20 protein-coding genes are annotated in these 20705 nt (G+C 39.7%); 4 read left to right on the top strand and 16 right to left on the bottom strand.

Annotation, left to right across the window (positions count from 1 at the left end):
- Nucleotides 1–17 precede the first annotated feature (17 nt).
- The 4 genes from BV60_RS0118035 to BV60_RS0118020 all read left to right on the top strand — a co-directional run bounded on the left by BV60_RS0118035 (nt 18) and on the right by BV60_RS0118020 (nt 5525).
- The gene (locus BV60_RS0118035; RefSeq protein WP_029323980.1) at nt 18–1103 is read left to right on the top strand and encodes a hypothetical protein; all 1086 of its coding nucleotides are present in this window, start codon (nt 18–20) and stop codon (nt 1101–1103) included.
- A gap of 17 nt (nt 1104–1120) precedes the next feature.
- A complete protein-coding gene (locus BV60_RS0118030; protein WP_051656840.1) occupies nt 1121–1933 on the top strand; it encodes a TPM domain-containing protein in 813 nt (270 codons plus the stop codon).
- A gap of 129 nt (nt 1934–2062) precedes the next feature.
- Nucleotides 2063–3844 carry a GGDEF domain-containing protein gene (locus BV60_RS0118025; RefSeq protein ID WP_029323978.1) on the top strand — a complete coding sequence of 594 codons (1782 nt, stop codon included), beginning with the start codon at nt 2063–2065 and terminating at the stop codon, nt 3842–3844.
- Nucleotides 3837–5525 carry a GGDEF domain-containing protein gene (locus tag BV60_RS0118020; protein WP_029323977.1) on the top strand — a complete coding sequence of 563 codons (1689 nt, stop codon included), beginning with the start codon at nt 3837–3839 and terminating at the stop codon, nt 5523–5525. Before BV60_RS0118025 ends, BV60_RS0118020 begins: the two co-directional genes overlap by 8 nt.
- Before the next feature lie 45 nt (nt 5526–5570).
- Here the strand turns inward: BV60_RS0118020 and BV60_RS0118015 are convergent, their stop codons facing one another.
- The 16 genes from BV60_RS0118015 to BV60_RS0117930 all read right to left on the bottom strand — a co-directional run bounded on the left by BV60_RS0118015 (nt 5571) and on the right by BV60_RS0117930 (nt 20549).
- Complete coding sequence (locus BV60_RS0118015; RefSeq protein ID WP_029323976.1) at nt 5571–6827, bottom strand: extracellular solute-binding protein; 1257 nt, start codon at nt 6825–6827, stop codon at nt 5571–5573.
- Between the two features lie 2 nt (nt 6828–6829).
- Nucleotides 6830–7564 carry an HD-GYP domain-containing protein gene (locus tag BV60_RS0118010; protein WP_051656839.1) on the bottom strand — a complete coding sequence of 245 codons (735 nt, stop codon included), beginning with the start codon at nt 7562–7564 and terminating at the stop codon, nt 6830–6832.
- A 16-nt stretch (nt 7565–7580) separates the two neighbouring features.
- The gene (locus BV60_RS0118005) at nt 7581–8738 is read right to left on the bottom strand and encodes a GGDEF domain-containing protein (protein WP_029323974.1); all 1158 of its coding nucleotides are present in this window, start codon (nt 8736–8738) and stop codon (nt 7581–7583) included.
- 123 nt (nt 8739–8861) lie between these two features.
- Nucleotides 8862–9287 carry a hypothetical protein gene (locus BV60_RS0118000; protein ID WP_029323973.1) on the bottom strand — a complete coding sequence of 142 codons (426 nt, stop codon included), beginning with the start codon at nt 9285–9287 and terminating at the stop codon, nt 8862–8864.
- Nucleotides 9288–9390: 103 nt separating this feature from the next.
- Entirely contained in the window at nt 9391–11220 is a 1830-nt protein-coding gene (locus BV60_RS0117995; RefSeq protein ID WP_029323971.1) for a glycoside hydrolase family 27 protein, read from the bottom strand.
- A 374-nt stretch (nt 11221–11594) separates the two neighbouring features.
- The gene (locus BV60_RS0117990) at nt 11595–12356 is read right to left on the bottom strand and encodes an MBL fold metallo-hydrolase (RefSeq protein ID WP_051656838.1); all 762 of its coding nucleotides are present in this window, start codon (nt 12354–12356) and stop codon (nt 11595–11597) included.
- A 2-nt stretch (nt 12357–12358) separates the two neighbouring features.
- Nucleotides 12359–13036 (bottom strand): flavin reductase family protein, encoded by a 678-nt coding sequence (locus BV60_RS0117985; RefSeq protein WP_051656837.1) that lies wholly within the window; start codon nt 13034–13036, stop codon nt 12359–12361.
- A gap of 192 nt (nt 13037–13228) precedes the next feature.
- Nucleotides 13229–13708: a Cys-tRNA(Pro) deacylase gene (ybaK, locus tag BV60_RS0117980; RefSeq protein ID WP_029323965.1), complete on the bottom strand. Its 480-nt coding sequence runs from the start codon at nt 13706–13708 to the stop codon at nt 13229–13231.
- Nucleotides 13709–13820: 112 nt separating this feature from the next.
- Nucleotides 13821–14492, bottom strand: a complete 672-nt coding sequence (locus BV60_RS0117975) for a methyltransferase family protein (protein WP_029323963.1) — start codon at nt 14490–14492, stop codon at nt 13821–13823.
- Between the two features lie 125 nt (nt 14493–14617).
- The gene (locus BV60_RS23550; RefSeq protein WP_197029592.1) at nt 14618–15073 is read right to left on the bottom strand and encodes a GNAT family N-acetyltransferase; all 456 of its coding nucleotides are present in this window, start codon (nt 15071–15073) and stop codon (nt 14618–14620) included.
- Between the two features lie 217 nt (nt 15074–15290).
- Nucleotides 15291–16064, bottom strand: a complete 774-nt coding sequence (locus BV60_RS0117955) for a class I SAM-dependent methyltransferase (protein ID WP_081846746.1) — start codon at nt 16062–16064, stop codon at nt 15291–15293.
- A complete protein-coding gene (locus BV60_RS0117950) occupies nt 16057–16650 on the bottom strand; it encodes a GNAT family N-acetyltransferase (protein WP_242841003.1) in 594 nt (197 codons plus the stop codon). The genes BV60_RS0117955 and BV60_RS0117950 overlap by 8 nt, the downstream gene beginning before the upstream one ends.
- A 749-nt stretch (nt 16651–17399) precedes the next feature.
- A complete protein-coding gene (locus BV60_RS0117945) occupies nt 17400–18272 on the bottom strand; it encodes an aminoglycoside 6-adenylyltransferase (protein WP_029323956.1) in 873 nt (290 codons plus the stop codon).
- A gap of 33 nt (nt 18273–18305) precedes the next feature.
- Nucleotides 18306–18962, bottom strand: coding sequence for a CD3324 family protein (locus BV60_RS24245; protein WP_330376324.1), 657 nt, complete (start codon nt 18960–18962; stop codon nt 18306–18308).
- A 4-nt stretch (nt 18963–18966) separates the two neighbouring features.
- Complete coding sequence (locus BV60_RS0117935) at nt 18967–19674, bottom strand: hypothetical protein (protein ID WP_029323952.1); 708 nt, start codon at nt 19672–19674, stop codon at nt 18967–18969.
- Between the two features lie 119 nt (nt 19675–19793).
- Nucleotides 19794–20549: a class I SAM-dependent methyltransferase gene (locus tag BV60_RS0117930; RefSeq protein WP_029323950.1), complete on the bottom strand. Its 756-nt coding sequence runs from the start codon at nt 20547–20549 to the stop codon at nt 19794–19796.
- Nucleotides 20550–20705 lie beyond the last annotated feature (156 nt).

Genomic DNA, 20705 nt, shown 5'->3' with positions numbered 1-20705 from the left:
TTTAGGATATATAGTTTATGGGATTAACCGAATATGAATGCCCCGCCTGTGGTGGGGTAATGAATTTTGACACTAAAAATCAGATGCTCTCCTGTCCCTTTTGCGACACCAAGATAAAAGTCCAGGATTATGTCGCACCAAGACAGGAGGAGCAGGATAAGGATGCAAAGGCAGACAGCAATGAATGGCTTTCCGAAGGCACTGAGTGGAAGCCCGGTGAAACCGATGGTATGGTCGTTTATTCCTGTCAGTCCTGCGGGGGCGAAATTGTAGCTTCGGAAAACGAGGGCTCTCTTACATGTCCCTTCTGCAGCAACAACGTAGTCGTAAAAGAAAAGTTCTCAGGTGATCTGCGTCCCGATTATGTCATTCCCTTTAAGAAAGACAAACAGGATGCAATGGATGCCTACTCCGGCTATGTCAAAGGAAAGTTTCTTTTACCCAAGGTTTTCTTTGAACAGAATCATATAGACAAAATAAGAGGAATTTATATCCCTTACTGGCTGTATGACGGCAAAATCAATGCAAGCTACAGATATAATGCCACAAAAGTAAGAACCTGGAGTGACAGTGACTACAATTACACGGAAACAAGCTTTTTCGAGGTTGACAGGGCAGGAAGTGAATCCTTCTCTCACGTTCCGCACGATGCATCCAAGGAGATGCCTGATGATCTTATGGAATCCATCGAACCCTTCGATTTTAAGGAAGCGGTTCCGTTTAACAGTGGATATCTGGCAGGTTTTCTTGCAAACAGATACGACATCAATGCTGAAGAAACCAAGACTCACATTCTTGATAGAATGAAGCATACTGTCGAAAATGACATCAGAAATACCGTAACAGGATATTCAACAGTCAACATTGCTTCCAAGGATCAGACGATAGGCTCTCTGTCACATCAATACGCACTTTATCCGGTATGGCTTCTGAACACCAGCTGGAATGGCAATAACTATTTATTTGCCATGAATGGTCAAAACGGAAAATTTGTCGGTAATCTGCCTGTAGACAAGGTTAAAGCATTTTTCCTTTATATTTTGTCCGCACTTGGCTTTACCGCTCTGGCAGTAATAGTTTGCCTGATAATTATTTCCATGTAACCCGGAAGGATCAGTTTATGAATAAGAAACAAATTAATATTTTTACCTGCCTGCTTATCTGTATGATACTGTCTTTGCCGGTATTATCCTCTTTTCAGGTAAAAGCTGACGGTTCCGGCATGGTGGATCCTGTTTATTGTACAGACGGATCGCTTTATCCTATCGTTGACAGCGCAGATCTTCTTACAGATGAGGAAGAACAGTCGCTAGCAGACCATATTTATGAGGTTGAGAATCAGTACGAATCCGCAATTGTCATAGTTACCATAAACGATCTTGGTAACAGAGATGTTACAGCATATGCTGATGATTTCTACGATTATAACGGATACGGCTACAATGGAACTAATAACGGCATTTTATTCCTGATTGATATAACATCCAGGCAATGGCATATCACGACAACCGGAACAGCAATCGGTGTCTTCACCGATTCCGCTCAGGCGGATCTGATAGATGTCTGCAAAAGTGATCTTTCAGCAGGGTACTATTACCGTTCCTTTGATAAGTTCATTTCCGCATGTGCCAAAAGACAACAAAACGTAATTGACAGTAAGACCTTTACACCGGGTAAACTGTTTATTTGTATAGTAGCAGGTTTCCTCCTTGCCCTCCTTCCACTGTTTTACTTTATAGGACAGCTTCACACAGTACATCGGGAGACAGGTGCATCCAATTACTCACAAGACGGACTATCTCTTTCCAACAGGAGTGATCGTTTCCTCAGGGTAGCTGTCACAAAGACCGCAAGGCCAAAGGAAAGCTCGGGATCTTCAACGCACTCCGGATCGTCCGGAACCTCGCACGGCGGAAGCAGTGGTTCATTCTAATATCAGATATTATAGAGACCTTACCAAATTTTTCGGTAAGGTCTTTTATTATATAAAATTCACAAACGTCACTCTTTTTTAATAAAATGGTCTCCCGTTTGTTGCTATACTTAAAGCTAGGAGACTATTATGCGGTTACGTGATTATCTACACATAAATGTGTGGCTGCTGCCTATTCTGATAATATTAGTTCCTGTAATACTTGTCTTGTTCGGCAGTTCCTTTTTGACCACACCAAGCACTTACTATAAGACTGTCCTTGATACCGGATGGTCTGTTAGTTATGACCAGACACATCTTGATGATGCAAAACTAACCGACATCAATCTTGGTGCCTCCCACAAGGGTGATATCGTTGTCTTAAGCAACAAAATTCCTTCTTATTATGTGCCCTCTGCCTGCATTATGTTCAGATCCATGCTGGCGGTTGTTACCGTCACAGTGGATGATAAGGTCATCTACACCTATGGCAACGATTATAAAGAAGCAGGACGAATGGTTCCAAAACATTATAATTTTGTACCGCTTAACAAAATCGAACATCCGGAAGGAAAGACTTTTACAATAAAACTCGAAGCTACGGAAGAAGATTCTTTTTCAGGCTTAGCCTCTGTACAATACGGGAACCGATTTGACCTGGAACATGGTTTTTTGCAAAGCAGAAGACTCCCTTTTTTTATCGGAGGATTCCTTACTCTATTTGCATTTCTTTTGCTTACTCTTTCATCATATCTTTATATGTATCACAGCCATGACCTGTCACTTATATTCAGTTCAGTGATTTCCTTCGTCCTTGGTGCCTATAATCTTGCGTTTAACGATATATTCTGTTTTATTTCCGATGCTGACTCTTATTTCTGCGTGCTTGAATATGTATCACTTTATTCCGTTCCCTTTGCTATCATATCTTTTCTTATTTCATCACATCCGGAGCTTAATTCTAATCTGAATAAAGTAATAAGTGCCATAAACATATTGTTCCCTGTTATCACGCTGATCCTGCATCTGACTTCAATAATTCATATCAATATATTTGTTTTTCTTCTGCACTTAATAGCTCTGACGGAAGCTGTAATAATACTTCCTCAGCTGGTTCTTAATTTGGTAAAGCATTATAAGGAAAGAACAAGCACTCCTGAATACACGGGTATGACATCAGACAGTATCCTGGTTATAGGACTTGCCATCTTCATCCTGTGTTCCGTAGTGGATATAATAAAATACAATATCCTTAAATTCTTTTTTGGCGGCGGAGAAGCTTATGTAGATATTAATTTTATGACAATAGGCGCTCTATGCTTCGTGCTCACACTTTTTGTATTCTATTTCTATCACGGAATAGAGCATATTAATGCTGTTTATATGAAAGAACATCTTGAAGGTCTTGCCTATACCGATTCTCTCACAGGACTTATGAACAGAGCAAAATGCATGCAGTATATGGCTGCGGTTCATGGAAGATTTGCCATCATCAGTCTTGACCTTGACAACTTAAAAACAGTAAATGACAGTCTTGGCCATCAGGAAGGCGATCGAATGATCAAGTCCTTTGCCGACATTATGAAGCAGGCCTTTGTAGGTGCACAGCTGATAGGAAGAACCGGAGGCGATGAATTCCTCGTTGCTATCGAGCAGCCAAGGCCACACGTCTGCGAGGACATGATATATGACTTAAAATCACGTATGGAAATCTTTAACAAGAGCGAAAAAACCATAAATCTTTCTGCCTCATGCGGCTTTGCCTACAGTAATGAAGCCAATGAAAACGATGCCAACAGCGTATTTGTTCTCGCTGATAATCGTATGTATAAGGAAAAAGAAGCCCACCACGCTGCAAAACTTGATCGTTTTGTAAATGATATCATGAGCACTACTTCCGAACCGAAGGGAGGTGAAGCAGATCATGTATAAACGCATAAATTTCCTTATAATCGCACTACTTACTTTTATTGTCCTAATTTCAATATGCCATTTTTTATTTCTTCCCAAGTATACGCAGTCTGTGAAGACTTTGGATAATGGCTGGACCGTGGAGCATAATGAGAAAACATATGAAAATATGTCCTCTGAATCAATAGGCAAGCTTTTCTCTTCCATAAAAAAAGGGGAAGTTGTAAAGCTTTCAAATACTCTGCCCCAAAGCTCAGACTACACATTTCCGACACTCATGTTTCTCTCAAGATACTCCGCTGTCGAGGTATATATTGATAAAGAATTGTTTCTTTCCAAGTATACCGATTATTTAAATGAAGATCGTTTTATCGGATGCACTTACAATGTTGTGACCATCCCTTTAAAAGATAAAGATACACAGCTTGATATTTATCTGTATATCTCAGAAGACAGTGCATACAGCTACTTTAACTCTCCGACCTACGGAGAATATCATGATGTTGTAAGAGCCTTTATTTTCAAGAATATGTTTCCTCTTGCAACCTCAATATTCCTCATTATTTTCGGTATAGCCTTTTTGATCATCACTCTCAGTTTTTACAAAACATTGCCAAGCATCCTTTCTCAGTTGTTTTCATCCATACTGTTTATTTTTCTTGGAATATGGATGCTTAGCTACTTTAGGTTAATAGATTTCTTTATCAACACCTATGGCAAGGCAACCGAAATCGAATATTTGTCACTCTACATAATGGTCCCTCTGACATACCTGATAATAGGCTGTATTGAGGAGCACTACAAAGACTGGATTTTCCTTGTCATTGCAAGCACGAGTTCCATTATTTGCATTTTTCTGATTTTGCTTCATTTTACAGGCATAGCACGCATGAATCAGACTCTTCGCTATTTCCAGTGTATCTCTCTTATGTGTTCCGTTTTCCTTATTGTTATAATAATTAAGGATATAAAACAGAAAAAGCTGCTGCCATCTGAGATCATACAGCTTATAGGTCTGGTATTTTTTTCGTTCTCATACATAATTAATTTTATTGCTTTCACATTGGAGATTTTACATATAGTCCCCGCATCTCTCGTAACTGTAAGACTTATACCAATGGGCGGCCTTATTTTCGTGTTTGCAAACCTGATAAACTACTTTATCTATATTTCAGAGTCCTTTGCCATGCGAAAAGAATATGCATCCCTCACTCACCTTGCTTATGCAGACGGTCTTACAGATCTTCCGAACAGATCCAGATACGATAAGTATATGGCAGATCTTGATTCCGGCTCTGATGATTACTGTATAATAAGCCTGGATTTAAACGGCCTTAAGGAAATTAATGATAAATCCGGCCATGCCGCAGGTGATAAATATCTTCTTGAATTTTCATCTGTTCTAAAACAGTGCTTTGAGGATAAGGGATTTATCGCCAGAATTGGCGGAGATGAATTTGTTGCTATATTAAAAGAGCCATATTTCGAAGAGGTTGATAACATCCTTACAAGGCTTAAGGATGCCCTGGAAGTCAAAAATATTCTTTATCCCGGCTTTAGAAGAAGTGTAGCTTCAGGATATGCTTTCAGCACTGAGGTTCCACAGAAAGACTCCCACAGCGTTTACCTTCTCGCCGACAAACGAATGTATGAAAATAAAAAGATAATGCATGCAAAGCTTGGAATTGCAGCAAGATTATAAGACCTTCCCAATATTTCCTGGAAGGTCTTTTAATATGCTTATCGTTTATTCCTTTCTGTTCAGCATTTCTTCCAATTCTGCCTGGGCCTCATTTAGCCCCTCATCAATTCCTTTTTCTCCGTTTATGATGAGCTCCATCTTATTACCCAGAATAGTATAAAAATCCGGCCACTCTTCCATTACCGGTCTGTACACGCCATTCTCAAGTGCCTTGAAAACCGCCTTGAAAGGTGGATTTTCCTTAATAACCTCTTCATCAGTAAGACTTGAATATCTGCAGGGCACTCCGCCGTATTCGATAGTGCCCTTTTGAACCTCGGGATCCATCAGATATTTAAGGAGTAAAATAGCCAGATCTTTCTTTGTACTGTTCTTAGGAATACCTACCGTCCATATACCATACACATTTGCGTTGTATTCCTCGCTGTCATTTGTAACTTTTCCAGTTATGGCAATGTAGTCAGATGATGATCTGGCTGTCGGTGTATACCACCCGGGCCATCCTACCGCCATGGCTGCTGCACCATTGGCTATAGCCATTATGAGGGAATCCCTGCTTTCGGCTTTTCCTGTATCAATCAGATCCATGTAAAAAATCAGGGCATTCTTAAATTCCTTAGTATTGATCGTCGGATTATTATTTTCATCCACAACCCATCCGCCATAGGAGCGGAGAATGGGAAGAAAATCAACAACATAGTTGTTCGGAGAATCCCCTCTGTACATAAATCCAAGATTTCCCTTATTTTTAGCAGCTGTGCAGATCTTTTTGATATCCTCAAGTGATGTAATCTGTTCCGGACTAAAGCCTGCCTGATCAATCACCTTTTTATTAAAAAGCAGCACTGTCACATTCCCGTAATAAGGAGCAAGATAAACATTCCCATCTTTATAGCATATGGCCTTGGTAGCTTTGATTATGTCATCGTCCAGCTCATATCCCTCTTCTGAGAGATTGAGAAGAACATCTCTTCCTGTCATTTCTGCCATCCATGATCCGTCCACCATGCAAAGATCGTACTGCCCCTCTGCATTCTCCGAATCATCCAATATTGCACTGTGAAGTTCATCCTCACCAAGCTCAAGAACATCACAGATTACCTGGTTATTGGTTTCAAATTTGACAATGCATGACTTTATGGCATCGGAATATACACCTGATCTTAGTGCCACCGTAATATGCGGTGCCGTATCCGGGTCAACTCCGCTGACATCCTTATTCATATTTTTTTGTCCGCATGACAAAACTCCGGTCATAAGGGCCACTATCAGCATGACGGAAAATAATCTTTTCACCTTCATTCTCAGGTATTCCCCCTTCTGTCATCCGAAAACCTCTCCATTTTATTTCTTACGTCTTCCATACAGGCATCAATTTTTTTCATCGGTATATTGCAAAAGTAATTCACAATCTCTTCATCAAGCTGTGTTCCTGCAGCCATACGCAGCTCGGAGATTGCTTCTGCATAGGATAGTGAAGGCCTGTATGATCGATTCATCGTTATAGCCGAATAGGTATCTGTTACAGCTATCATCCTTGCTCCAAAGGGTATCTGCTCACCGCTAAGCTGATGATATCCTTTGCCGTCCATCCTCTCATGATGATAGAGGATGTAAGAAAACACCTTCTCAAATCCCGGAACATCCTTCATCATTTCAAGGGCTATTTCAGGGTGTTTCTTTATTATGTCCCAATCCGTCTGTCCAAGCTTACCTGCTCTGTCCATTATCTGACAGGGAATCCCTCTTTTTCCGATATCCAGCAGTAAAGATGCATAGTGAAGATCCATCTCATTTACTTTGAGCTTGGTAAAATAAGGCATAAACTCGTATAACAGCATCGTCAGATTATGAACATGTAATGAATGACCGTCAAGATTCGGATTGTCCGCTTCTACAATCCCTATCAGTAGCTCAAGCAGCATGACTGTTCGTCTTTTGCTCTTGTAATGCTTATACCCGGTGATAAGCGCAAGCACTACGAATACAATTATAAAAAAGATGAGCAGATTGAAATCTCTTTTTCTCATTAAAATCATAGTAAAGCGTCTCCTCTTATCCAGGTGCATCCTTGAATCGAATTTGGTTCTTTCCCGCTCTCTTAGATTCGTATAATGCTTCATCAGCACGTTTATAAGCAACATCTATATCATTATCCTCAGGAGTAATCTCAGTGACTCCAAAGGAAGCATGAATTCCGTGCAGTTCTCCGACCTCCACCTGATTTAGTGACTTCAATATATTCTGCAGTATCTCTGTAATTTCCTCCCGACCCTTTTTACCTCTTATAAAAATAATAAACTCGTCTCCTCCAAGCCTGCCGGGAAAGCTTCCTCTCTGCTTTAAAACCTTTTCCTGGAATGACCATTTTTCAGACAAGTCCATACCAAGAATATCTATTATAGTCTGTCCCGCAATCTGGATAGCCTTATCTCCCATCTGATGACCAAGCTTATCATTTATCTGCTTGAACTCATCAAGGTCGATCAGACATATTGCCATGAATTCATTATGTGGATTTACCAGAATATTCGCAGCTATAGAAAAGAATCTTCCGCGATTTAGAAGAGAGGTCAGCGCATCAAAGCTGGACTTTATTTCCAGTTCTCTCTGAATCTGAATATTTTTCTGAAAGGTAACAAACTGTTGAACTCTTGCTCTCTGAAAGGCGAAATGAAGTCCCAGTGAAAGCATCATAATGATGATCGAATTATAGATATCCTGACTTGCAATTGCCGCAGTTTTTACCTGATATGAAGACATCGCAAAAATTGTCGTACACACCACAAGGCACGCGGTCGCTCTGAACATTGTTGCAATAAATGAGAGTGCCAGAACTACCATCATTACCATAAATAATGTAGCAGCCATGTAAGGCTGATCCACTGAAATCAGTATGCCATAGGTAGTCCATATCAGGATAATAGTCAGCACTATAACCGATACTCTCAAAGTTGTTTCTTTTTTTACACAAAATTTGGATATAATAAAAAAGACAATAGATATGGCAGCATAGACTGCGTATAATCCAAGTTCACTCTGATTAACGCTAAAAAGACCAAAAGCCGAAAAAAATACGCACAAAGCATTAACAATAAAAAACCACAGATTCAAAATCTCTGCATGTTTTTTATTTGTACTGTTGATAAGCTCTGTGCATTCATTTAGAGTTTCTTTGTCGTAGCCGTAATAATTCGTACTTCGTGCAGTCATGCCAGCCCCTCATAAAAAATGCGATAACATGCCAATATACTTATATTATTACTTTAACAAATAAATCTTATATGATTCTAAACTTGATATTATTTTTGTATATAATTCTCTGTATTTTTATCGTTAATTCATCATACTCATCAATGTTTTTACGGAACCTTTCAGTTCTTTTTCCGTCAAAATTCCTTGTGTGCCAAATTCATCTTCTGCTTTTGCCTCCAATATTCCATTTTCATACATTTGGGCAATGGCATTGGCGCAAACTCTGCATTCATAGATATCCTTAAGGTTTTTGGCCCTGTTCCAGTCTACATCAGGCATTTTAAGGACTTCCCTGTAGAATATATACAGTATTCTCGCCGCGTCTTTTCTTGTAACAGGCAAAGCAAACATCTTATCTGAATATATTGACATTACCTGTTTCCAAAAAAAGCCTGTAGTCTCACTTTCAAAATCTCTGCAGGAATTATGCGCCTGCAGAGATTTTTTGGTATCTGAGAATACTTCATATTCATTTATCAGGTAATCAACAAATTCTTCTATACTCATTTTCACTTATTTGATGTTCTATAGATTCTTGAACGCATTTTCATTTTTAGATTTAAGAAGTCATAACTTGGTCTACACGCTTTTTTACTTTGTAAATCCCCGGTTATTTCACAGGCAAAACCCTTAAAGTAACGTTGTCACAGGCCTTTAATCCCTGCACCTTAAATACTCCTGTACTATTTTCAGATACGTCTTTAGTCCAAAGGTCTTTAACTGTATACTTATCAGCCCTTACGATTTGTTCTCCCAGAAATTTTGCAATTTCATCGGTCGTAATGCTTATTTCTCCGTTCTTATCCTTATCACTTACATTGATAAAGCTTATCGCAAATTCATCATTTACAAGAGGCTTAACCAGAATATCAACACGGTCTATGTCCCTTATATATTCCTTATCCGGCTCTCCTTTAGCTGCAGTTGAGAACACTCGCTTAGCCTGTATACCTTTAGGATCCTGGTTCAGTGCTATCATATCCTCATTTGCGATAATGTTATATATACTATCTCCTTTAGTGACTCTTCTAAGGTCTAAGCCAAGCATGAGTGGTGAGTTCATCATACACCACATGGTCATATGGGTTTTACACTGAACTTCATCTAGACCATCCATTCCTATCATAAGCATATCCGGATCGTTCCATCCTTTTGAAAGACCGGCAAACCCGTCCATAATAACAGCCTTGCTATACTGTGTTGTCACGCTCGTGGTATAGTCTTGAACCCATGCTCCATGTCCCGGATCTCCGTCACTTCCGACACGGAAAGTAATATCATTTAAAATGCGCCACGAATCACATACCTTATAAGCCCAGTTCTGAGGATGTGTCTTTCCCCATTCACAAGCTGAATAAATTATGTCGTTATCAGGACTTATCTCATTTAGTTCCTTCAAAAGTCTGGCATAAGAATTAAGCGTATTTTCCTGCCTTCTGTGATTCATCAGTCTTATATGATTCATTCCCTTTTTGAGCTTTATTGCAAAAGGTTTGCTCCATTCAAACGTAATTTTAGGGCTTTCTTCTTTTTCTTCATTTACCTCAGCTTTTTTCTCTGAAGGGCGTCCCTCTTCGGAAATAAAATCATCAAATATCAGTTCATCATTAACCGCAATTTGAACCCAGTTGCCTATCCCCTCCGTTTTTCCAAGACCATATTCAATTAAAAGCTCAAAGTCCGCTTCGTCAGCATCTGCCAAAACATCAAACACAAGCTCGCTGCATCTTGTTCCGACAGGAGAAGCTTCAGGTCCTGTTCCGTCATAGGTCCCTATTCCTGTCGCATAGTCATCCTCTATCTTTGCACGTGTTCCCGTTATTCTGCCGTCAGCTGCTTTCAGGATCTGGCCTTTAGAATTATCACCCTCATCAGCTTTGTTTATTAATCTGATTTTCTTGATCGCAGGTGCAAATGTGTAAGCGGCATTCTCCGGATTTGAAAAAGTAGCATTGTCAAAGGGATAATAACAGTTATCAACCTTCAGAAAATCAACGCCCCATTCTATGTAGCTTCCTGCATCTTCCTTCTCGTGACCACAGGTTCCCACTGCAGCCCCTGCGCAAAGGTTGGTTCCTATGTCATTGTACATTCCGAATTTTAATCCCTTTGAATGTATGTAGTCGGACAATGCCTTAAAGCCATTTGGAAATTTGTTTTCTTCATTTGATAGCTTTCCGTCTACTCTTTCAGGTTTATAGCATCCGTCATCCAGAATTACATATTCATAACCAAGTTTATCAAGCCCAAGAAGGACCATCCTGTCTGCCATTATCCTGGTTAATTCCTCTGTATTTCCGCTTCCAAAAGCGTTCCAACTGTTCCATCCCATTGCAGGTAAATGATTCTTCTTTTTCTTATGTAAAACATGTCCGTTTTCAAAGCTGTCAAAACGTCCATCTTTGCTAATTCTGTCGGGTGTAAGCATCTTTTCCTCCATTCTTGGTTTTTCCTTTTTATATAAGATTCCGGAATAGTTCTTTATCATCTTATAGACAGTTCTGAGATAGTTCCTTACCGTCTTATAAAAATTCTGAGATAGTTCTTTACCGTCCTATAAAAATTCTGAGATAGTTCTTTACCGTCCTATAAAAAGTTCCGGGAAAGAACTATCCCGGAACTCTTTTTTCCATATAAACTTAACTTAAATCAATCTAAAACTCTTATCAGAATTTGCCATAATTTCTTCAATTACTGCTCATTTACCAAAGTGCTTGTTTTCGTGCTCTTATGAACATTTCACAGCCCATCCTTTGGGCTTTTTTCAACTATATGACTTCTTGTGGGCAAAATAAGGAAAATCAAAAACCTCTTCTATACCGAAAAAGGTACTCCGACTTCATATGCCAAGGCCTTCTGGTCCGGATACTTTATTTCAACGTAGTCTACAAATTCCTTAGGATCCGCACCGTTAAATTCAAACATATCATAGTGCCCCGGAACAGCAAGCGCAGGCTTAAGAACTCCCGCAAGATCCGCAGCTTCCTGATAAGTCATATTTCCGATGCAATTGTCACGTAGTCTTTTTGCATCACGTCCGTTTATGGGCAAAAACATTACGTCAAAAGGTCCTTTTTCCCTTAGCTTTTGATAAACTCCCTCATATAGGCAGGTATCTCCCATGTGACATATCTTTTTTCCCTTAAAAGAAACTATATACATAAGATATGGATGAAGCCCGTCCTCCCGGGTATCAAGAAATTCATGCGCAGCAGGAACAGCCTCAATATGAATGTCCCCCTCATCCGCACTTATCCCTTCATCCACAAAAATAAAGCTATCCTCAGCTATCCCTGTTTCCTTTGGAAGTGTATCTTCAAAATATTTGGGGGCAACAAATTTGATATGCGAATGTACCTTTGCGATTTTCACCCATGCATCTCTATCTATATGGTCCACATGATCATGAGTTCCAAACAAAAGAGATACGTCACTTAAATCCTCGATATTTACAGGGTTCTTAATCTGCCTTCCTTCCATGTCGGATAAAAACAGATCTATTCCTATTTTTTCTCCTGTAGCCTCATCCCACATGAGAATTCCCTGTTGTCCGGTGCGCATAAACTTTACTGCCATAACTACTTCCTCCTCTTTGGACCGGAAACCTTACCACTCTTCTTTCCTGATTTATCATCCTTTTCTTTTTTATTTATCTTATCCGCTTTATTCTTTTTTTCGGAAGGATGCTTTCCCTTTTTCTTTGCGACACTGTAGCCGAATTTTCCGACTTTTTTTCCGAGCTTAAAATATTCACCGTGGGAATACGCTATAAGATCAGCAGCGTTTAAATCAAACCTTCCCTTTTCGTCAAGATACTCTTTATCAACCGTGACACAAAGAACCTCTGCCACAAACATGTCATGGCTGCCCAGCTCAAGTATCTGCTTTACCTTGCATTCAATATTAACAGGGCTCTCAGCAATTCCGGGAGCACTTATCTTCTGCGATGCCTGTGGTGTAAGCTTCATTTCTTTAAATTTGTCATAATCCCTGCCGGAACGTACTCCGCACCAGTCGGTTGCTCTTGCAAGTTCGCTGCTCGTGAGATTAACGACAAATTCTCCCGTTTCTTTAATTATGCTGTGTGAATATCTGTCTTTTCTGACAGATATGGAAAGCATTGCAGGTGAGCTGCATACATTACCGGCCCATGCTACTGTGATAATGTTAGGCTTTTCACCTTCTCTGCCACAGCTGACCATTACTGCCGGTATAGGATATAGCATATTTCCTGGTTGCCATACTTCTTTTTCCATAAAAAACCTCTATAAACACATATTTTTTACTAACTGTAAATATAAATCATAACGGGATATTTGCAAAACTAATTTCCGGGTGCAACTTAGCAATACTAAACTGGTATTTAAGTTTCTAATTCAGCTGACTATTATTATCTAATGTCTGTTTTTGTAAAATCGTGAGAACTACTCATGACAGCAAAAATCACCTTAATCTACAGTTATATCAGCCATGGAATATCTGATTACCTTTTCGATATCTTTAACAGGAACTTCTACCTGGTATCCGACTTTTCCTGCCGAAAAGAATATCTCCTCATAGTTTTTTGCACTTTCATGGATTATCGTAGGAAATGCTTTTTTCATACCTATAGGAGAACATCCGCCATGTACGTAGCCTGTGAGAGGCAAAAGCTCCTTTTGGGGAATCATCGCTATGGATTTTTCTGATACGGCTTTAGCAGCCTTTTTTAAATCAAGTTCAGATTTTACCGGAATTACAAACACATAATACTGTTTGGTTTTTCCCTGTGTTACCAGTGTCTTAAATACTCTCTCCGCATCCTCATTCAAAATCTCTGCTATTTCTTCACCGCTCATTGAAGCGTCCGGTTCATACATATAGCTCTTATACGAAATCTTCTTTCCGTCAAGAACTCTCATTACATTTGTCTTATCTTCTTTTGCCATGTTTTCAATTCCTTAAAAATATTTCTTTATCTATAAGCATATCATTTATCACGGATTATAATCCATGATTTCACAAGCGCAAAGATGAAATGCGTTCAGAACTCTGATAAATTCACCATATAAAGGGAATAACTTTGTATTTTACGCGTTTTTTATATTCCGCATATCCTTCAAGTCCCTCTTCAAGAACTTTTTCTTCGTTCCTTATGCGTTTTCCTATTATCGGAATATATATAAGTGTTATCAAAAAAGATATGATCGATCCCAGAACAATCGGCATCGATAAAAAAAGCAAAAAGGTTGTCATATACATAGGATGACGGACAATGCCGTAAAGTCCCGTATCAATCACCTTCTGATTTTCCTGCACCTCCACCGTTCTTGAAAGATAGGCATTTTCTCTAAGAACTTCAGCATACAGAATATATGCGAACAAAAAAACAGCAGCAGCTGCATATGACACCCATAAGGGCATTACAATCCATCCAAATCTGTAATTTAATCCTGCAATCACAAATGCGGCAATAAACATGATAGCGCTCATGATTATAACCATTTTCTGCTCATTTTGTTCTTCCTTTACATTCAGTCTTTTTTCCAGGAGTTCGGGACATTTTATCAGCATAAACAGCCCTGCAAAAAACATAGGAACAAACAGTATCCCCATAAGCAGCCATCCCCTGAAAAAGAAAAAGGTCCCGGCAGGAATAAATATAAGCGCTCCTATGATCAATACTCCAACAACAAATTTTGTTATAGCCTTGGTAAACAACCTCATATTCATACAATCCCCTATCTTTTAAGTTGAATATTTCCTTATCCTTCTACATGAGTGGTATTGCTTAGAGTAAAACCCATATTTTTTTAACCGTTTTTCATCTATTTTAGACTATTAATTCATTTTCTGATTTATTCACGTATAACCTTAGCCGCATATGAACAGGTCGCAGCTATCTGAGCATGATTTCGTTCTGCTTCTTCAATGACCTTATATACCAGGCGCTTAGCTATCCCTTTCCCCGTATAATCATCCTGCACTCCAGTATGATAGATATTCCATCCTTCTTCAGATACCCGGTAATTACATTCTCCTATTTCTTTATCACCGTCAAAAGCTATGCTCCGGCAATTTTCTACGTCAATAACAACGTCTATTTCATGTCTGTACAGGCAGCTAAGCGCTCCGGACGGGCACTCCGAAATCGCCTGCCAGATCTGTTTTGTCTCAGCACGATTTAAATCAATCCATGGTTTCCTTGAAGGATCAAAGCATCCGGGGCTCCCATGTACACATCTTTTTGCGTGAAAACACTTATCGGAATTCCAAAAAACTACAATGTCATCATTTTCATATAGTCTATGCATTTTCACCTCCACAATTATTGATTTTTCTGTGTCCTCTTGATGATACAATATTTAAATGCATAAAAAAAGAGAGTTCACGCATGAACTCTCCTCATGAACAACAGCTTTTCCGTCGCTTATCAGCTATATGTCATCACATATCCCCTCAAGATCTGTTAATATATGCGATGTTATTAGAATGGAACAGTTCTCATTTTCCGCAAGATACTGCCTTGTACTATGTAAATATTCCTTTTTTGCGGAACTTCGGACTAACCACCAGACAGCAGATCATGTTTTTTGAATCAACCTCACCTGTCGCATTTAGAGAAGCCTCATCACTCTCTTCCACAAATTGCTCTATAACAAATCCAGCCTTTGCCAGTGCATTTATGTATGTGGATATCTTTCGATTACATAGAATGATTTCACTATCATGGACCGGCATCTCAAAATATGACTCGTCAAAATAACTTTTCGACATCACTAGCTTATCGTCAACAAAGACTTCTTTTCTCTCGTCGCAAGACCATGCAATACAGTAATTTAGTGTATGATGCCAACTAAAGATGAATATCCCGTCCTTCTTCAAGTATGAAGCAATCTTATCAAATGTTCCCTGTAGATCTGTCGTCCAGCCAATCCCATAGATAGAATAGACATAGTCAAAATACAACTTGGGAACATCTAATTCATCTTCCATCCTGGCGCACTGTAAGTGAGCTGAGTATCCGTTTTCTTTAAGTAGTCTAGAGGCATTGTCCAGCTGCTTCTGCGAAAGATCAATCCCCCACAATTCTGCTGCCCCTATTCGTGCGTTGTAAAGTAAAGAATGCCCACTCCCGCAACATACTTCCAGCAACTTCTTTCCAGCGACATCCCCAAATAAATGTAAATCATCTTCTGTCGGAAACCGAACGCCGTATTCAGGAAGAGCAGTCGTTCCAAACCAAAGGTCGGCATGCTCATTCCAATAATTCCTGTTTGTTTCAATTATTTCTTCGTTATTCATTTTCCACTTTTATCCAAAATCTTTTCATATTACAGCCATCTACTTCTATTATATTTTCGAGCTGTCCTCTGTTTGCAAGTATCATCCTTTCGCTGGCAGCGTTATCCTCATCACATACTACAAGCATTTTCCCAATTCCCATTTTACCTGCATTTATCACATTTAACTTGAGCATTTCCGCTCCATATCCCTTACCTCTTTCAGAAGGTCTGACTGAATACCCACAGTGACCACCCCAAGATTCAAGAATAGGGTGATTTATATGATGACGCAGATCTATGACTCCCACCAACCTATGATTGCTTTCTCTTATAGCAAAATATGTCGTTGAAGGCACTTTTGTGCCAACCTGCTCACATGTCTCAGCGTTTTTTCTCAAATTACAAATATCAATCCATTCCTTTGCTGTAGCACAATCTCTTAATCCCATACAGCCTGCAAACTGATCGTCGTTGTCCTTATCTACTTCAAGTACTTCCTCTTTGAACCTTTGCAGTTCATCTGCATACAAATCATTTGCTTCAGCAAGAAAAATAGAATCTGTCTCTACATCCAATTTCTTTTCCATCAGAAGAAATCTGCCCATACGCCAATCTGCATAACGGTGCTTTCTCCAGCGCTGCCTCTTTTGATTTCTTGATCAGCAGGAGTTCGTTGTACCGTCTCTTTGCCTCATAATATAGATTTGTGTAATTCAGTGAATTTGTTATTAATGCTTTATTTTTTAAGGATTTAGTATGTTCTGATCTATTAGTTGCTGAATATGTTGTTAATGTCTTTGTCTGTTTATTCGTGATGATACCTCCTAAAATTAACCTCAATACAGCGGAATGTTTCTCTATTACATCCTCGCCGCCTATTTGTGTACTGATTTCGCTACAAAAGCAGCGAGATTGCAAAATCTTAGTATTCCGCTGTCGCCTATGGCCCACAAGCTTATTAAAAAACAGCAAAATTTGAAAAAATGGGATTTTTGATGTCCGGAAGTGTCAACTGCTTCCAAAAAGGACATCGGAATTTGAAAAAAGATAGATTCCGATGCCCCGCGATGGGGGCACAGGCTATAAAACAAGGCAAGTACTAGTCAAACCAAGACAAGTACGGGCTAATACATATCAAGAACTAAAAAACAAATGTGTAAACCACCCGGTATCATTCCAGTTCGCAAATGTATTTTTTGCGCTACGTGTTTATGCTGGCCTTAGGTTTGTTTAACAGTTTATTTCTGAACGGTTTGAATGTATCTACTATACTTTTTGAAGTTTATATTGTCATTTTATTGTCACGGTGACAAGATGATTCTAGCATTGTCTCGCTCATTCGTCACCCACGTTTTCAAAAAATGCTTACCGCATTTCCATCCATTTCTTTCACCGTGCTGAAGTATTTGAAACTATTATCAGCTTCCTGCCTGTCAAAGATGAAATTGCCATGTTCTGCCACCCATTTTGAAGCATCTATGAACAGCCGGCACATAGATTCCACGGCGCTCCACATGTCGTTTACATCAGTGCCGCAATAAGTGTCCAGATACTTCTGCCACTCTTCTTCAGAGAGCCATTTCTTCATATACTTTCCGGATTTACCGACGCTGACAGAATAATCGGTCAGTTCTCCTATTTTCCAGGAAAGCATCTTTTCAAGCTGCTTTCTGACCACGAAGTTCAGCATATCCTGTGCATATGTCACTTCTTTTCTCCAAAGACCCTTTGCGATATTGTTAAGGCACCACCAGAATTCGTTGCAGACGGCCGCATACTGTTCCTTTGACGGCCGATGGACTAAATACGTTTCTTCCGATGCCTCTGGAATCTCAGGAAGAATTCCGTCTTTATCCAGCAGGATCTTGCATAAACTGTCTTCCTTAACGTTTTCCTTTGCATGTGGAACCGATTTAACTGTAAGATCCAGCCTGTTTCCGTCCGTAAATATCATCAGCCAGCCATAGGAGTTTTCTTTGTCACTCGGATAATCCGGATGTTCGTCAGGATACTGCATAAACAGTATATCCCCGAACCGCCGGATCCACTCCTTGTCCCGGATAAAAGATCCGGTTTCTTCCACAACATAAACAATGTCATAATCCTGAAAAATATCCTTTGGAGCATTGGGATTGGTTCTTGATCCGTTCATATAAACAGCTCGGATTCTGGCATCTTCCTCAGCTGTACGCAGGATCAGTTCCATCATCTCTTTCTCTGTACGCATTTATCATTTACCCCACATTTTTGATTTTCTAAATCATTTTCCTCTCTGAAACTGCTTACCAAAGTTATTAAAATAGTAGCTATACTCCTTGTGGCCTACAATAATAAAAGCCCAGTGTGCGTTCTTCTTTTCCTTTCTCAAAAAAGCAAGATATTCTTCTCCACAGAAGCTTCTGAATTTGTGATCCTCGAACATAATGATCAAAGGTTTATCTGTGTACGCATCAGATTCTTCTTTTGCCTCCACACCTGTACCATCCTCTATAAGGCGAAGAGGGATCTTTACAAGTTCAGAAAGGAAAAACTCCGACCCATCAGGTGTATCCATACCTTCATTGTCCAGATATATCCTTACCCATTCTTCACCTATACCGGCATCCGAATACTGCTTTGCGGAGTATATGGTGGGGGAATACTCGGGGAGTTTTATCTTCTTACCGTACACTATTTTCTTGATCGATTCCGGAGAGAGAAAAAACTCCTCCGCCAGTTCCATAATACCGGCACCTGCGCCATACCTGCTGCAGATGAGAGCATTTCTCTTATTCAGTTTTTCACGATAACCAGATGCTTCTCCCCAGCCCTTTGATCTTTCGCGCTTAGGTATATAGATGGCTTTTCCTTCTGCATACTTTTGCACTTCTCTCAAAAGGCTTGCGGGGAGAATATCCTTTGCATTTTCATATTTCATCTGTTCAGACCAGCCTGTTCATGCGCTCTTCCAGTTCATTTAAAGATGCGGTAATGGATTCGCAGGACTCAAGATCGTCTATGGATGCATGCCACATGAGTGTGTGCAGTCCCTTAAAATACGCCATGCATAAAAATCGTTCCTTAAAGTTCTTTATTTCAATCTTCTTTTTCTGGACATACTCATATAGTTTTTCCGGAACTAGAAGATAGGGCTTGTTAAGATCAAGGATTGCAAAATCCATCAAATAATCCATGATACCGGCACGGCCCCAGTCTGCACAGTAGGTTTTTCCCGAATCATCCACGATCATGTTGACAAAAAAGGTATTGTTATTTGCAAGGAATCTCTGCCCTTCGCAGTAGGGAGCATACTGCATGATCTTTGCATATATCTTGTCGAAATAATCTTTCCTTAAGAATGTTGTTTCAAACATCTGCGTCCAGTTATGCCAGTAGCCTTCCTGATCCTCGTTAAAAGTCTCGCGAACGAACTCTTCGAAAGTGGCAAAGGGGGCTTTATTGTCTTCGTTGAATTCCCCGTATCCGGTTATGGAGGAAACATCCGTATCGGCGATCTCAAAGACCATTTCGAAAAACTTCTCATATCCTTTTTCAAATTCTTCAACGGAAAGCTCGTTTGCACATCTGCCCTTGGGACTCATCTCTATCCGGTCTCCGGTCAGGTTTTTTATAAAAATATCTCTATTCATTTTTATCATCCTTTCGTATCTGCTTATTTCCTGTTACTTGTATCGGCGTCTTACAAAAAGAATGATAACAGCCACCCCGGCAGCTTCATATAGAAAGAACGGTTATAACAAAACTTTACTCACCGCTTTATTGCTATCGCTGTAAACTCACCCGGGAGTTTTTCATTTTCCCATGAAGGATGTTCATCAAAACGCTCCAAAGTAAATCCGCTCCCGATGATAGAATTGATGATCTCGCTGATGGTGTACTTCCTGTAATGGCATTTCGGGATCTGCTTACGGATCTCCTCATCGTAAAATCTTGCGTGCGCCATCTCACCTTCAAAGATATCTGTTGAGAAATAACTCATGGTAGGCTGCTGTAACCCTAATATATCCGAGATTTTGGTAAAAGGATGAAAGTCGCTGCAGATCATCTTTCCACCCGGCTTTAAGAGTCCGTTCATAACGGTCATAAAAGCATTTATATCGTGGAAATAATGAAGGATTCCACCTTCCATGAATACGACATCAAAGAAACCGGCATACTTTTCCATATCGATTTCCATGATATCACAAACTTCATAGCCAATGTTTACGCCTGCAGCCTCAGCTGTTTCCATGGCATATTTCTTATTGGCTTCGGATATATCAAATACTGTAACCTCTGCTCCCAAAAGAGCCAGCGGAATTGCTTTCTTGCCGCAGGATCCGCAGATATTAGCTACCTTGACGCCTTCAAAAGAATCAAAGTAGTTCGCATACTGCTTTAGCATCTTCCTAGAGTTTTCTTTATCCTTTGATGCTCTTTCCTCCGGAGTCCCGGCGGTTCTTACCCAAAAATCATATGCATCAAACTCCCAGGCTTTCTTATGTTGTTTACTGTAATCTTCCAAAACTGCTATCCTCCCGGCATTTTATATGGACATTTATCCCTCAAGTTGAATTGCGCCATAACCTGCTAAACTAGATATTCTTTAATCATAGCCTTTATTATATTAGAACTGATGGCATGTTGAGAAGTCTCAAATGTCATGATCATATTTTTCCCC

Origin of the sequence: Butyrivibrio sp. AE3004 (genome assembly GCF_000703165.1) — a bacterium.
In the GTDB taxonomy this organism is placed as follows: domain Bacteria; phylum Bacillota; class Clostridia; order Lachnospirales; family Lachnospiraceae; genus Butyrivibrio.
This window is presented reverse-complemented; position numbering and strand designations above follow the sequence as displayed.

What these genes read in the sequence shown, in the direction of transcription:
- BV60_RS0117955 (WP_081846746.1), bottom strand. Translation starts at nt 16,064, where the DNA reads ATGAATAACGAAGAAATAATTGAAACAAACAGGAATTATTGGAATGAG.
- BV60_RS0118010 (WP_051656839.1), bottom strand. Translation starts at nt 7,564, where the DNA reads ATGATTTTAATGAGAAAAAGAGATTTCAATCTGCTCATCTTTTTTATA.
- BV60_RS0118005 (WP_029323974.1), bottom strand. Translation starts at nt 8,738, where the DNA reads ATGACTGCACGAAGTACGAATTATTACGGCTACGACAAAGAAACTCTA.
- ybaK (WP_029323965.1), bottom strand. Translation starts at nt 13,708, where the DNA reads ATGGCAAAAGAAGATAAGACAAATGTAATGAGAGTTCTTGACGGAAAG.
- BV60_RS0117945 (WP_029323956.1), bottom strand. Translation starts at nt 18,272, where the DNA reads ATGCGTACAGAGAAAGAGATGATGGAACTGATCCTGCGTACAGCTGAG.
- BV60_RS0118030 (WP_051656840.1), top strand. Translation starts at nt 1,121, where the DNA reads ATGAATAAGAAACAAATTAATATTTTTACCTGCCTGCTTATCTGTATG.
- BV60_RS0117985 (WP_051656837.1), bottom strand. Translation starts at nt 13,036, where the DNA reads ATGGAAAAAGAAGTATGGCAACCAGGAAATATGCTATATCCTATACCG.
- BV60_RS0117975 (WP_029323963.1), bottom strand. Translation starts at nt 14,492, where the DNA reads ATGAATATGAGGTTGTTTACCAAGGCTATAACAAAATTTGTTGTTGGA.
- BV60_RS23550 (WP_197029592.1), bottom strand. Translation starts at nt 15,073, where the DNA reads ATGCATAGACTATATGAAAATGATGACATTGTAGTTTTTTGGAATTCC.
- BV60_RS0118015 (WP_029323976.1), bottom strand. Translation starts at nt 6,827, where the DNA reads ATGAAGGTGAAAAGATTATTTTCCGTCATGCTGATAGTGGCCCTTATG.
- BV60_RS0118025 (WP_029323978.1), top strand. Translation starts at nt 2,063, where the DNA reads ATGCGGTTACGTGATTATCTACACATAAATGTGTGGCTGCTGCCTATT.
- BV60_RS0118000 (WP_029323973.1), bottom strand. Translation starts at nt 9,287, where the DNA reads ATGAGTATAGAAGAATTTGTTGATTACCTGATAAATGAATATGAAGTA.
- BV60_RS0118020 (WP_029323977.1), top strand. Translation starts at nt 3,837, where the DNA reads ATGTATAAACGCATAAATTTCCTTATAATCGCACTACTTACTTTTATT.
- BV60_RS0117950 (WP_242841003.1), bottom strand. Translation starts at nt 16,650, where the DNA reads ATGGGCAGATTTCTTCTGATGGAAAAGAAATTGGATGTAGAGACAGAT.
- BV60_RS0117995 (WP_029323971.1), bottom strand. Translation starts at nt 11,220, where the DNA reads ATGGAGGAAAAGATGCTTACACCCGACAGAATTAGCAAAGATGGACGT.
- BV60_RS0117990 (WP_051656838.1), bottom strand. Translation starts at nt 12,356, where the DNA reads ATGGCAGTAAAGTTTATGCGCACCGGACAACAGGGAATTCTCATGTGG.
- BV60_RS0118035 (WP_029323980.1), top strand. Translation starts at nt 18, where the DNA reads ATGGGATTAACCGAATATGAATGCCCCGCCTGTGGTGGGGTAATGAAT.
- BV60_RS0117935 (WP_029323952.1), bottom strand. Translation starts at nt 19,674, where the DNA reads ATGAATAGAGATATTTTTATAAAAAACCTGACCGGAGACCGGATAGAG.
- BV60_RS24245 (WP_330376324.1), bottom strand. Translation starts at nt 18,962, where the DNA reads ATGAAATATGAAAATGCAAAGGATATTCTCCCCGCAAGCCTTTTGAGA.